Origin of the sequence: Streptomyces sp. NPDC018947, from assembly GCF_044390505.1 — a bacterium.
In the GTDB taxonomy this organism is placed as follows: Bacteria; Actinomycetota; Actinomycetes; order Streptomycetales; family Streptomycetaceae; genus Streptomyces.
This window is the reverse complement of the sequence record NZ_JBIRZD010000007.1, coordinates 280,618-294,090: the sequence shown is the minus strand read 5'-3', so window position 1 is coordinate 294,090 and position 13,473 is coordinate 280,618. Positions and strand designations below refer to the sequence as shown.

Below are 13,473 nucleotides of genomic sequence, written 5' to 3'. Positions count from 1 at the left end.
TGTGCTTTGACGCGAGGTGAACGAGGCGTGGCGAAGCGGTGAAGTGGACCCTTTCCGTCGCGCCGGACGGGCCGATTCGCTGTCCGGCGAGGTGCTGTTCACCCTTTGTTGCATTCCGGTTGGGCGATTCCTAGGAATGGATTCCTAGCGTCTTCGGCGTGCCAGCAAGTGCAACGAAGGCCCGGCGAGTTGCCGTTCTCGCGGATTCCGACACCCGGTGGAAATGGGGCGCGCTCACCGCGGCCCGCGTCTCCCCCCACGGTGCGGACCTCCACCTGGACGGCTACCTCCTGCGCGGCCGAGCCACCCCCACCGCCCGCCAGTTGGCGGAAGTCGGCGCCGTCGCGGACTCCCTCCGCGAGGTGACCGCCGCCGAGTTCCTGCGTGCCATGGCCGAGGAGCCGTACGACGTCCTCGTCCTCGCCCTGGTCGGCGGCGGCGTCCAGGCCATGCTGCACGGGCTGGCCCACGTCTGGGAGGGCCGCACCGACCGGCCCGTCGTCGTCACCGGCTACGTCGGCGTCGTCTACGAGAAGCTCACCGACGGCCTGCTGCTGCGCCACGGCGCCGACCTCGTCCTGGCCAACTCCCGCCAGGACGCCGAGCGTTTCCGCGCCGTGTACGAGGGTGTCGGCGCCGACGCCTCCGCGGTGACCGAGGTCGCGCTGCCCTTCCTCGGCGGGGCCGCGCACACCGGCGACCACGGCCACCCCCACACGGTCGTCTTCGCCGCCCAGCCCTCCGTCCCGGACAGCCGCGCCGACCGCACGTACCTGCTGGACCGCCTGATCCGGCACGCCCGCCGGCACCCCGACCGCGACGTGCTGCTCAAGCTGCGCTCCAAGCCCGGCGAACACACCACGCACATCGAGGAGCTGCCCTACCAGAAGCTGGTGCAGAAGGCCGACCCGCCGCCCAACTTCCGCCTGGTCTACGGGCACATGGGCGAGGTCCTCGACCGCACCGACCTGCTGGTCACCGTCAGCTCCACGGCCGCCCTGGAGTCCCTGCACCGCCGCATCCCGACCGCGGTGCTCACCGACCTCGGCGTGCGCGAGGCGCTCGGCAACCACCACTTCGTCGGCTCGGGCTGCCTGGCCTCCTGGGACCAGCTCGACGACGGCCACCGCCCCGTGCCCGACCCCGACTGGCTCGCCCGCCAGGGCGTCGCGGCCGACGGCGGCTACGGCACCGCCTTCGACACCGCCCGCGCCCGCATCACCGCGCTGCTCGACCGGCCCGGCGGCCTGCCCCCGCTCACCCCGTACTACACACCCGTCACCGCCCCCGGCTACCTGCCCGGCATCCTCGCCCGCCACCACCTCGCCCCGGACGGCAGCCCGCTGCCCGGCGCCCCGGCGGCCGGCCGCGAGCCCGGCCCCGTACGGCAGATCGTCCGCCGCGCCGCCCGCGGCGCCTACCGGCACGGCGTCCAGCGCGTCGCCCCGGTGATCCGGCGGATGGGGGAGCTGTGACCGGCCCGCGCCCCACCCGACCGCACCCGCCCGTTCCCGTCCAAGGAGCCCCACCCATGACCCAGCCGGACGACCCGCAGGCCGGCGACGGTGCCGCCGTGCGCCGCGTGCTCGCCGTCATCCCCGCGCGGGGCGGCTCGAAGGGCGTGCCCGCCAAGAACCTCGCCCCCGTGGGCGGCGTCCCCCTGGTCACCCGCGCCGTCCGCGAGTGCCTGGCCGCCCGTCTGGTGACCGACGTCGTGGTCTCCACCGACGACCGGGCCATCGCCGCCGCCGCCCGTGAGGCCGGCGCCGAGGTCGTCCTGCGGCCCGCCGCCATCGCCGGGGACACGGCCACCTCCGAGGCGGCGGTGCTGCACGCCCTGGACACCCACGAGGCCCTGCACGGCGCCCCCGTCGACGTGGTGCTGCTCGTGCAGTGCACCAGCCCGTTCCTCGTGGGCGAGGACGTGGACGCGGTGGCCGGCGCGGTCGCCGAGGGGGGCGCCGACACCGCGGTGACCGTCGCCCCCTTCCACGGCTTCGTCTGGCGGGACGGCACCGCCGGCGACGGCGGCCACGGCGTCAACCACGACAAGTCCCACCGCCCCCGCCGCCAGGACCGCCCCCAGGACCTGCTGGAGACCGGCGCCGCCTACGCCATGGACGCCGCGGGCTTCCGCACCCACGGGCACCGCTTCTTCGGCCGCACCGAACTCGTCCGCACCGACCCGGCCCGCGTGCTGGAGATCGACGACCCGCACGACCTGTCCCGCGCCCGCGCCCTCGCGCCCCTCTTCGACGGCGCCCGACCCGGCGCCCTGCCGACCGCCGCCGACGTCGACGCGGTCGTCCTCGACTTCGACGGCACCCAGACCGACGACCGGGTGCTGATCGACGCAGACGGACGGGAGTGCGTCTCCGTCCACCGCGGCGACGGACTCGGCATCGCCGCCCTGCGCCGCAGCGGCCTGGCCCTGCTCATCCTCTCCACCGAGGTGAACCCGGTCGTCGCCGCCCGCGCCCGCAAGCTCCGGATCCCCGTCCTGCACGGCATCGACCGCAAGGACCTCGCCCTCAAGCAGTGGTGCGACGAGCAGGGCATCGCCCCCGAGCGCGTGCTCTACGCCGGCAACGACGTCAACGACCTGCCCTGCTTCGCCCTCGTCGGCTGGCCCGTGGCCGTCGCGAGCGCCCACGACGTCGTACGCGGCGCCGCCCGCGCCGTCACCACCGTCCCCGGCGGCGAAGGCGCCGTCCGCGAGATCGCGGGCTGGCTCCTCGGCCCCTCCCTCGACCCCGACTCCCGCACGTCCCCCACGATCACCCAGTCCAGGTAAGGAAACCCCCGCCATGAGCACCAACTCCCGCATCCGCACCCTCGGCTCGCGCGAGGCCGGCCCCGGCCGCCCCGTCTACGTCACCGGCGAGATCGGCATCAACCACAACGGCGACATCGAGAACGCCTTCCGGCTCATCGACGCCGCCGCCGAGGCCGGCTGCGACGCCGTCAAGTTCCAGAAGCGCACCCCCGAGATCTGCACCCCGCGCGACCAGTGGGACATCGAGCGCGACACCCCCTGGGGCCGGATGACGTACATCGACTACCGCCACCGGGTGGAGTTCGGCGAGGACGAGTACCGCCAGATCGACGCGTACTGCAAGAGCAAGAACATCGACTGGTTCGCCTCCCCGTGGGACACCGAGGCCGTCGCGTTCCTGGAGAAGTTCGACGTCCCCGCCCACAAGGTCGCCTCCGCCTCGCTCACCGACGACGAGCTGCTGCGCGCCCTGCGCGCCACGGGCCGCACGATCATCCTGTCCACCGGCATGTCGACCCCGAAGCAGATCCGCCACGCGGTCGAGGTCCTCGGCAGCGACAACATCCTGCTGTGCCACGCGACGTCCACCTACCCGGCCAAGGCCGAGGAGCTGAACCTCCGCGTGATCAACACCCTCCAGCAGGAGTACCCGAACGTCCCGATCGGCTACTCCGGCCACGAGACGGGCCTGCAGACCACCCTCGCCGCGGTGGCGCTCGGCGCCGCGTTCGTCGAGCGCCACATCACCCTGGACCGCGCCATGTGGGGCTCCGACCAGGCCGCCTCCGTCGAGCCGCAGGGCCTGACCCGCCTGGTCCGCGACATCCGCACCATCGAGGCCTCCCTCGGCGACGGCGTCAAGAAGGTCTACGACTCCGAGCTGGGCCCGATGAAGAAGCTGCGCCGCGTCACCGGCGTCGTCGCCGAGGCGGAGATCGCCACGGCCGCGGGCGAGCCGGTCACGGTCTGACCCACCCCACCCCCCACCACGCCCTACGACGGGACGGTCGCACGCCGATGAGCCCCCGCGCCGGGAACGCCGGCCCCCCCACTCTCGCCTTCGTCGAGAGCCCGGTGCAGCTCCTGAACGTACTGGAGTGGGCGCACACCCGTGCGCCCGGCGCGGAGCTCACGCTCGTCGTCCTGTCCCCGCTGGACCCCATGACTCGCGGCCAGCTCCGCCGCATGGCGGAACTGGCCCGGCGCGAGGGCCACACCGTCCGCTGGGAGGAGGCCCGGGGCGGCGCCACCGCCCCCTTCCGCACCGTGGGGAGCCTCGCGGGGCCGCTGCGCCGGGCCGGCCGCGTCGTCATGGGCGACCCCTTCTCCCGCTACGTCCAACTGCTCCTGACCATCACCCGCGCCCACGACCTCGTCGTCGTCGACGACGGAACCGCCACGATGGAGTTCGTCACCCAGCTCGCCCGCGGCGAACGCCTGGTGCGCTGGCACCGCAAGGGCGCCCGCCCTGGCCCCCGCGACCTCCTCTTCGCCCCGGTCTCCCGGTCCGCCCGGCGCCGCCTGACCCCGGCCGGGGGCCGCGCGGTCGAGGTGTTCTCCGCGATGCCCGTGGACGACGTCCCCGACGAGGTCGCCGTCACCGCCAACGCCTTCGCCTGGACCCGCGCCCGCTTCGGCCCGCCCCGCGTCACCAAGGGCGCCGACATGGTCGGCACCTCCCTGGTGGAGACGGGCGTCGTGGACGCGGACCGCTATCTGGACGCCGTACGCGCCCTGGCGAAGACGCACGGGGCGGCCCGCTACTTCGCGCACCGCCGCGAGAGCACCGACAAGCTCCACCGCCTGGCCGTCGAGACGGGCCTGGAGGTCGTCCGCCCCGACCTGCCCCTGGAACTGATCGCCCGCCGCGGCCCGATCGGCCGTACGGTCCTCAGCTTTCCGTCCACCGTCGTCCACACCCTCCCCCTGGCCCTCGCCGGCACGGACGTCCGCGTCGCCGTCTGCGACATCGACCCCGCCTGGCTCACCCGCTCCGCCTCCCCCCGCGCGAGCGGCTTCCTCTCCGGCGTCACCGGCACGGCCCACGGCGCACACCGGCTGTCGGCGGTGGCGGCCGGGTAGCGGCCGCCCACGCTTCGGACGGACCCGGCGTGGCCCGCGCGTACCGTGGTATCCGTGGAGAGAGCAAGCAACGCGGAGGCGGGTACGGTGGCAAAAAGCGGGATTGTACCCACCTCCACAGGTGACCATGCGCCGGACGGCCAACTTTTCTTCCCCTAACGGGTTGAACTTTTGTTGATCGCAGGACAGTTGACCGCCTCGGCGTCCTACCCTTCAAAGGGTGAAGCAATTGATGTCCCGAGAGTCCGAGGCCGACACGTCGGGGGAAGCGCAGCTCCCCGGCACCTTGCCCGAGGCGCTGCGCGCCGAGCTCGTGGCCTTCCGCCGCGACCTGCACATGCACCCCGAGCTGGGCAACCAGGAGTTCCGCACGACCGCCGCGATCAAGGAGCGGCTGGAGCGTGCCGGCCTCAAGCCGCGGGTGCTCCCGATCGGCACCGGGCTCGTCTGCGACATCGGCACCGACTCGGGACAGTGGGCCGGCGGCCCCCGCATGCTCGCCCTGCGGGCCGACATCGACGCGCTGCCCATCCCGGACACCAAGAGCGAGTGCGCCTACCGCTCCCGCGTGCCCGACCGCGCCCACGCCTGCGGACACGACGTGCACACCACCGTCGTCCTCGGCGCCGGCCTGGTCCTCGCCGACCTCCACGAGCGCGGACTGCTGCCCCGCCCCGTGCGGCTGATCTTCCAGCCCGCCGAGGAGGTGCTGCCCGGCGGCGCCGCCGACGCCATCGAGGGCGGCGCGCTCGACGGGGTGCGCCGCATCCTGGCCGTGCACTGCGACCCCCGCGTGGACGCCGGGCGGGTCGGACTGCGGGTGGGGCCCATCACCTCCGCCTGCGACCGGCTGGAGATCGCCCTCAACGGCCCCGGCGGGCACACCGCCCGGCCGCACCTGACGACCGACCTGGTCACCGCGGCCGCCCGCGTCGTCGTCGACGTCCCCGCGATCGTGTCCCGGCGCGTCGACAGCCGCAGCGGACTCGCCATGACCTGGGGCAGGGTCGACTGCGGCCACGCCCCGAACGTCATCCCGCAGCACGCCGAGCTGGCCGGCACCGTGCGCTGCCTCGACCTCGACGCCTGGCGGCAGGCGCCGGACCTCGTGGTCGGTGCCATCGACGAGGTCGCCAACCTGTACCGCGCCAAGTCCGAGATCACCTACGTCCGCGGCGTGCCCCCGGTCGTCAACGAGGTGACGAGCACCGAGCTGCTCCAGGCCGCCATGGTCGCCCGGCGCGGCACGGACGCCGTCGAGGGCACCGAGCAGAGCCTCGGCGGCGAGGACTTCTCCTGGTACCTGGAGCAGGTGCCCGGCGCGATGGCCCGGCTCGGCGTCCGCCCGCCCGGCGAGCGCACGGTGCGCGACCTGCACCAGGGCGACTTCGACGTGGACGAGCACGCCATCACCGTCGGCGTGGAGATGTTCACCGCCGCGGCGCTCATCGACGCCGTCCAGTAGCGGACCGGGCCCGCCCCGTCCGCGGGCCCGGGACACCGCTTCACGAGGCCGTGACCGGCCAGCGGCACGAATGGGTAACGGCCCTGCGGAACCCCGTTCCCAGGAGTTTCTACGCGCGTTAATGTGCGCCGAACCGAGCGCCCGCTGCGGGGCTTTGGAGAATGGGGAACTTCGAAAATGCGTCGGATATCGAGACTGACCCGCGTCGCGGTGGGGGTCGCGTCGCTCGCACTCGCCGCCACGGCCTGCGGAGGCACCAGCAGCGAGAGCGACAGCGGCGACGACGGCACCAAGGAGGCCAAGGGCCTCGCCATCGCGTACGACATCGGCGGCAAGGGCGACCAGTCCTTCAACGACGCCGCGTACGCCGGTCTGCAGAAGGCCCAGAAGGAGTTCGGCTACAAGACCGCCGACATCGAGCCCACCGAGGGCGAGACCGACGCCGACAAGGAGCAGCGCCTCGCGTCGCTGGCCAAGCAGGGCTACAACCCGGTCATCGGCGTCGGCTTCGCCTACGGCCCGGCGATGAAGGCCGTCGCCGAGAAGTACCCGGACACCACCTTCGGCATCGTGGACTCCGTGGTCGAGGGCAAGAACGTCGCCTCCCTGGTCTTCGCCGAGCACGAGGCCTCCTACCTCGCCGGTGTCGCCGCGGCCAAGGCCACCAAGACCAAGACGGTGGGCTTCGTGGGCGGTGTGGACGTGCCGCTGATCCACAAGTTCGAGGCCGGCTTCGAGCAGGGCGTCAAGGACACCGACCCGAAGGTCAAGGTGATCTCGCAGTACCTGACGCAGACCGCGGAGGAGGGCGGCTTCTCCAGCCCCGACAAGGGCCGCGCCGCGGCCGAGGGCCAGATCGAGAAGAAGGCCGACGTCGTCTACCAGGCGGCCGGCCTGTCCGGCCAGGGCGTGATCGAGGCCGCCGCGAAGGCGAAGGTCTGGGCGATCGGCGTCGACTCCGACCAGTACAAGCAGGAAGCGCTGGCGGCGTACAAGGACTACATCCTCACCTCCGCCCTCAAGGACATCAACGGCGCGGTGTACACCCTCGCCAAGTCGGTGAAGGACGGCAAGCCGCTGACCGGCACCCAGACCTTCGACCTCAAGTCCGACGGTGTGGGCCTGTCCGACAGCAACCCCAAGTTCGCCGAGGTGCCGGGCGCCAAGGAAGCCGTGGCCAAGGCCAAGGAAGGCATCGTCAGCGGTTCCATCAAGGTCAACACCGAGTGACCCGGTAGCGGTCCCACGGAATCCCCCGGAGCGGGCGGGCGCCCCCAGTGCCCGCCCGCTCCGGCGTCCCCGCCCGAGCCCGCCGCGGTGACCCCGTCCGCCGGATCCCGCCGTTCCGGGCCCCGGGCGTCACCCTCCGCCACCCCCCGTTTGCGCCCGGCAAGCCCCGCACCGCCGTCCGCCGCGCGTAGCTCACGGGCGGATAACAAGGTGGACAGAAGGGGTTTTCAGGCAGGTCTACGCGCGTTAATCTGCGGCGAAGCCAGCGCCGAAGCCGAACCGTCCCCGGCGCTTGTACGACAGGAGCTCCACACATGCGCCGGATTTCCCGGATCACGGTCGCAGGCGCAGCGACCGCCTCCCTGGCCCTCGCCCTCGCCGCCTGCGGCGGTACCTCCACCTCCTCCGGCTCCTCGGAGTCGAAGGGCGACAAGGGTCTCGCCATCGCGTACGACGTCGGCGGCAAGGGCGACCAGTCCTTCAACGACGCGGCCTACTCGGGCCTGGAGCAGGCGAAGAAGGAGTTCGGCTACGAGACGGCCGACATCGAGCCCACCGAGGGCGAGACCGACGCCGACAAGGAGCAGCGCCTCGCGTCGCTGGCCAAGCAGGGCTACAACCCGGTCATCGGCGTCGGCTACGCGTACGCCTCCGCGATGAAGAACGCCGCCGAGAAGTACCCGGACACCACCTTCGGCATCGTGGACGACGCCACGATCAACGCCAAGAACGTGGCGGACCTGGTCTTCAACGAGGAGGAGGCCTCCTACCTCGCCGGTGTCGCCGCGGCCAAGGCCACCAAGACCAAGACGGTGGGCTTCGTGGGCGGTGTGGACGTGCCGCTGATCCACAAGTTCCAGGCCGGCTTCGAGCAGGGCGTCAAGGACACCGACCCGAAGGTCAAGGTGATCTCGCAGTACCTGACGCAGACCGCGGAGGAGGGCGGCTTCTCCAGCCCCGACAAGGGCAAGACCGCCGCCGAGGGCCAGATCGAGAAGAAGGCCGACGTCGTCTACGCGGCCGCCGGCCTGTCCGGCCAGGGCGTGATCGAGGCCGCCGCGACGCACAAGATCTGGGCGATCGGCGTCGACTCCGACCAGTACAAGCAGGAGGCGCTGGCCAAGTACAAGGACCACATCCTGACCTCGGCCACCAAGGACGTCGCCAAGGCGGTCTACAACCTCGCGAAGTCGGTCGAGGACGGCAAGCCCGAGACCGGTATCGTCAAGGGCGATCTGAAGTCCGGCGAGGTCGGCCTGTCGGTCTCCAACCCGAAGTTCGCGGAGAACGCCGACATCCAGGCGGCCGTCAAGGCGGCCCAGGAGAAGATCGTCAGCGGCGAGATCAAGGTCAAGAGCAGCTAGTACCGGCTCCACCTCGAACAGCGTGTAACCGCGCCGGTTGCGCCGCTCGGCGGGGTACGGGGAGGCGACTCCCCGTACCCCGTCGTGTCGATGTGCCGCCGCCGCTTCAGATGCCGTAGGGGCGCTACGCGCGTAGACGACCCCCGTCCCCAGGAGAGTGCGCCATCAACGCGTCCAGCAGCCCTCCGGCCGGAGCGGCGGTCAACGAATCGGTGACCGCCGTCGAACTCGCCGGGATCACCAAGCGGTTCCCCGGTGTCGTGGCCAACCACGACATCCACCTCACCGTCCGCAAGGGCACCGTCCACGCCCTCGTCGGCGAGAACGGCGCCGGCAAGTCGACCCTGATGAAGATCCTCTACGGCATGCAGAAGCCGGACGAGGGCACCATCACGGTCGACGGCGAGCAGGTCTCCTTCTCCTCGCCCGCCGACGCGATCGTCCGCGGCATCGGCATGGTCCACCAGCACTTCATGCTCGCCGACAACCTCACGGTCCTGGAGAACGTGGTCCTCGGCAGTGAGAAGCTCCACGGCATCGGCGCCAGGGCCCGCCGCCGGATCACGGAGATCTCCGACCGCTACGGCCTCGGCGTGCGCCCCGACGTCCTGGTCGAGGAGCTGGGCGTCGCCGCCCGCCAGCGCGTGGAGATCCTCAAGGTCCTCTACCGCGGCGCCCGCACGCTGATCCTCGACGAGCCGACGGCCGTCCTGGTGCCGCAGGAGGTGGACGCCCTCTTCGAGAACCTGCGCGGGCTGAAGTCCGAGGGCCTGTCCGTCATCTTCATCTCCCACAAGCTGGGCGAGGTCCTCTCCGTCGCCGACGACATCACCGTCATCCGGCGCGGCACGACGGTCGGCACGGCCGTGCCCTCGCAGACGACCCCGCGCCAGCTCGCCGAGCTGATGGTCGGCAGCGAGCTGCCCACCCCCGAGACCGCCGAGTCCACGGTCACCGACCGCCCGGTCCTCACCGTCGACACGCTGCGCCTGGTCGCGCCCGGCGGCAAGGCCCTGCTCGACGACATCTCCTTCACCATCCACGCCGGTGAGGTCCTCGGCATCGCCGGTGTCGAGGGCAACGGCCAGACCGAGCTGGTCGACGCGCTGATCGGCCTGCGCCACGCCGACTCCGGCACCATCCGCTTCCTCGGCGAGGACATAACCTCCCTGCCCACGCGCAAGCGCCGCGAGCAGGGCGTCGGCTACATCCCCGAGGACCGCCACCGGCACGGGCTGCTGCTGGAGGCCCCCCTCTGGGAGAACCGCATCCTCGGGCACGTCACCGAGAAGCCCAACGCCAAGGGCGTCTGGCTGGACCCGAAGGCCGCGCAGGAGGACACGCGCCGCATCGTCGAGGCGTACGACGTCCGCACCCCCGGCATCGACGTCACCGCCGCCTCCCTGTCCGGCGGCAACCAGCAGAAGCTGATCGTCGGCCGCGAGATGAGCCACCGTCCGCGCTTCCTGATCGCCGCCCACCCCACCCGCGGTGTGGACGTCGGCGCGCAGGCCGCGATCTGGGACCACATCCGCGAGGCCCGCCGCGAGGGCCTGGCCGTGCTGCTGATCTCCGCCGACCTGGACGAGCTGATCGGCCTGTCCGACACCCTCCGGGTGATCTACGACGGCAAGCTGGTCGCGGACGCCGATCCGGCCGCCATCACGCCCGAGGAGCTCGGCTCGGCGATGACCGGCGCCGCCACCGGACACCTGGAACACGACGAGACCCCCGAGATCCGCAAGTCTCCCGAGTCTCCGGAAGACGAGGCCCGCTGATGAAGAAGTTCGACAAGGAGCGCGTGCTCCTCGCGGTGGCCGGACCGGTCATCGCGCTCGCCGTGGCCTTCGTGCTCAGCGCGATCGTCCTGATCGCCTCGGGCAAGAACCCGGTCGAGCCGTTCGCCCTGATGTTCGAGCAGGCGGGCTTCTCCGACGTCCAGGTCCTGATCGTCAACCAGGCGTCGATGTACTACATCGCGGCCCTCGCGGTGGCCATCGGCTTCCGGATGAACCTGTTCAACATCGGCGTCGACGGCCAGTACCAGCTCGCCGCGATGATGGCCGCCGTCGTCGGCGCCCACGCGAACCTGCCGGCCGCCCTCCAGGTGCCGCTGCTGCTGCTGACCGCCGTCCTCACCGGCGCCTTCTGGTCCGGCATCGCCGGTGTCCTCAAGGTCACCCGCGGGGTCAGCGAGGTCGTCGCCACGATCATGCTCAACGCCATCGCCACCTCGCTGATCGTCTACATGTGGCGGCCGGACGTCTTCGGCGTCAAGATCGGCAACAACAACACCACCGGCGAGATGCACGAGTCCGGCTGGATCCCCGGCATCGACATGGGCGCGGCCGGCGAGATCTACGGCCTGGTGCTCCTCGCCGTGCTGCTCGGCGTCGGCTACTGGGTCGTCCTCAACCGCACCCGCTTCGGCTTCGACCTGCGCGCCTCCGGCGCCTCCGAGTCGGCCGCCGCGGCCAGCGGTGTCGACCCCAAGCGCATGGTGCTCACCGCCATGCTGATCTCCGGCGGCCTCGCCGGTCTCGCGGGCCTGCCGATCCTGCTCGGCGACACGCACACCTACAGCCTCAACTTCCCCACCGGCATCGGCTTCCTCGGGATCGGTATCGCCCTGCTCGGCCGCAACAGCCCCGTCGGCATCGCCTTCGCCGCCCTGCTGTGGGCGTGGCTCGACAAGGCCTCGCCCGAGCTGGACTTCCACGGCTACGACAAGGAGATCGCGGTCATCATGCAGGGCCTGATCGTCCTGTCGGTCGTCGTCTCCTACGAGGCCGTCCGCGAGTGGGGCCTGCGCCGCCAGCAGCGCCGGGTCGGCGCGGAACTGGCCGCGGGCCACGTCCTCGGCGCCACCGACAACACCAAGAAGGAGGTGGCCGGACGATGACCACCGCGACCGACCTCAACCAGCCCACGCTGCAGCCCGCGGCGCCGACGGGCCGCCGCATGTCGCTGCCCGTCCTGATGCTGGTCATCGCCGGAGCACTGGCGCTGACCTCGATCGTGCGGCTCATCACCGGCGCCGACGGCATCACCAACGTCAGCCAGATGTCCACCGCCCTCCAGCTCGCCGTGCCGATCGGGCTCGCCGGTCTCGGCGGTCTGTGGGCCGAGCGCGCGGGCGTCGTCAACATCGGCCTCGAGGGCATGATGATCCTCGGCACCTGGTTCGGCGCCTGGGCCGGCTTCCAGTGGGGGCCGTGGACCGGCGTCCTCGTCGGCATCGTCGGCGGCGCGATCGGCGGCCTGCTGCACGCGATCGTCACCGTCACCTTCAACGTCAACCACATCGTCTCCGGTGTGGCCATCAACATCCTCGCCCTGGGCGCCACCCGCTACCTGGCGCCGCTCGCCTTCGAGGGCCACCAGGGCGGCTCGGCCAAGCAGTCCCCGCCGGTCGACTCCCTCGGCCACTTCACGGTGCCGGGCCTGTCCGACGGTCTGCAGACCCTCAACGACAAGGGCTGGTTCCTCGTTTCGGACATCGCCGGCCTGCTCGGCGGCCTGGTCACCAACGTGTCCTGGCTGACCCTGATCGCCATCGCGCTGGTCCCCGCCACCTGGTGGATCCTGTGGCGCACGCCGTTCGGCCTGCGCCTGCGTTCCTGCGGCGAGAACCCGGTCGCCGCCGAGTCCCTCGGCGTCAACGTCTACAAGTACAAGTACCTCGCCGTGATCATCTCCGGCGGTCTGGCCGGCCTCGGCGGCGCCTTCCTGTCCATCGTGGCCAACCCCTTCTACCTGGAGGGCCAGACCAGCGGCCGCGGCTACATCGGCCTCGCGGCGATGATCTTCGGCAACTGGATGCCGGGCGGCCTCGCCATCGGCGCCGGCCTCTTCGGCTACACCGACAGCCTCAACCTGCGCGGCGGCTCCGCCAACGTCCACGCCCTGCTGCTGCTCGGCGCGCTCCTGCTGGTCGCCGGCGCCATCTGGCTCGCGGTCCGCAAGAAGTACGTCAAGGCCGCGGTCACCTTCGTCGTCGGCGCCCTCGTCTTCGCCTGGTACGCCGGCACCAACGAGGTCCCCAACCAGGTCGTCTCCGCCACGCCGTACGTCGTCACCCTCGTCGTCCTCGCCCTGTCCGCGCAGCGGCTGAGGATGCCGAAGGCGGACGGCATGCAGTACCGGAAGGGACAGGGCAAGTGACCGGCCCCGACTGGGCCGCGCTGCGCACGGCCGCCCGGGACGCGATGTCCCGGGCGTACGCCCCCTACTCCGGGTACGCCGTGGGCGCCGCCGCCCTCGTCGACGACGGCCGCACGGTCACCGGCTGCAACGTGGAGAACGCCAGCTACGGCATCGGCCTGTGCGCCGAGTGCGGGCTCGTCTCCCAGCTTCAGCTCACCGGCGGCGGCAGGCTGACGCACTTCGTCTGCGTCGACGGTCACGGCGAGGTCCTGGTGCCGTGCGGACGCTGCCGTCAGCTCCTGTTCGAGTTCGGCGGACCGGAACTGCTCCTGGAGACCCCGGCGGGCGTGCTGCCCCTGTCGGAGATGCTCCCGCAGGCCTTCGGCCCCGACCACCTCACCACGTAAGGA

Annotated in this window: 11 protein-coding genes; all 11 read left to right on the top strand. The window is 71.8% G+C overall.

The features are described from left to right. Window positions 1–158 precede the first annotated feature (158 nt). Window positions 159–1,475 carry a DUF6716 putative glycosyltransferase gene (locus ACH499_RS16330; RefSeq protein WP_399016362.1) on the top strand — a complete coding sequence of 439 codons (1,317 nt, stop codon included), beginning with the start codon at window positions 159–161 and terminating at the stop codon, window positions 1,473–1,475. Between the two features lie 56 nt (window positions 1,476–1,531). Next, entirely contained in the window at window positions 1,532–2,794 is a 1,263-nt protein-coding gene (locus tag ACH499_RS16325) for a cytidylyltransferase domain-containing protein (protein WP_399016360.1), read from the top strand. Between the two features lie 13 nt (window positions 2,795–2,807). Next, a complete protein-coding gene (locus tag ACH499_RS16320) occupies window positions 2,808–3,746 on the top strand; it encodes an N-acetylneuraminate synthase family protein (protein ID WP_356198108.1) in 939 nt (312 codons plus the stop codon). A gap of 47 nt (window positions 3,747–3,793) precedes the next feature. Further along, complete coding sequence (locus ACH499_RS16315; protein WP_356198111.1) at window positions 3,794–4,858, top strand: hypothetical protein; 1,065 nt, start codon at window positions 3,794–3,796, stop codon at window positions 4,856–4,858. Window positions 4,859–5,090: 232 nt separating this feature from the next. Further along, on the top strand, window positions 5,091–6,323 hold the full coding sequence (locus ACH499_RS16310; protein ID WP_356198114.1) for a M20 family metallopeptidase: 1,233 nt from the start codon (window positions 5,091–5,093) through the stop codon (window positions 6,321–6,323). 177 nt (window positions 6,324–6,500) lie between these two features. Next, window positions 6,501–7,553 (top strand): BMP family ABC transporter substrate-binding protein, encoded by a 1,053-nt coding sequence (locus ACH499_RS16305; protein ID WP_356198116.1) that lies wholly within the window; start codon window positions 6,501–6,503, stop codon window positions 7,551–7,553. Window positions 7,554–7,867: 314 nt separating this feature from the next. Beyond that, a complete protein-coding gene (locus ACH499_RS16300; protein ID WP_356198119.1) occupies window positions 7,868–8,917 on the top strand; it encodes a BMP family ABC transporter substrate-binding protein in 1,050 nt (349 codons plus the stop codon). A 212-nt stretch (window positions 8,918–9,129) separates the two neighbouring features. Then, window positions 9,130–10,695: an ABC transporter ATP-binding protein gene (locus ACH499_RS16295; protein WP_356198121.1), complete on the top strand. Its 1,566-nt coding sequence runs from the start codon at window positions 9,130–9,132 to the stop codon at window positions 10,693–10,695. Beyond that, a complete protein-coding gene (locus ACH499_RS16290) occupies window positions 10,695–11,819 on the top strand; it encodes an ABC transporter permease (protein ID WP_356198123.1) in 1,125 nt (374 codons plus the stop codon). The genes ACH499_RS16295 and ACH499_RS16290 overlap by 1 nt, the downstream gene beginning before the upstream one ends. Then, window positions 11,816–13,081, top strand: a complete 1,266-nt coding sequence (locus tag ACH499_RS16285) for an ABC transporter permease (RefSeq protein WP_356198125.1) — start codon at window positions 11,816–11,818, stop codon at window positions 13,079–13,081. The genes ACH499_RS16290 and ACH499_RS16285 overlap by 4 nt, the downstream gene beginning before the upstream one ends. Next, window positions 13,078–13,470: a cytidine deaminase gene (locus tag ACH499_RS16280; RefSeq protein WP_356198128.1), complete on the top strand. Its 393-nt coding sequence runs from the start codon at window positions 13,078–13,080 to the stop codon at window positions 13,468–13,470. Before ACH499_RS16285 ends, ACH499_RS16280 begins: the two co-directional genes overlap by 4 nt. The last annotated feature ends 3 nt before the right edge of the window (window positions 13,471–13,473 follow it).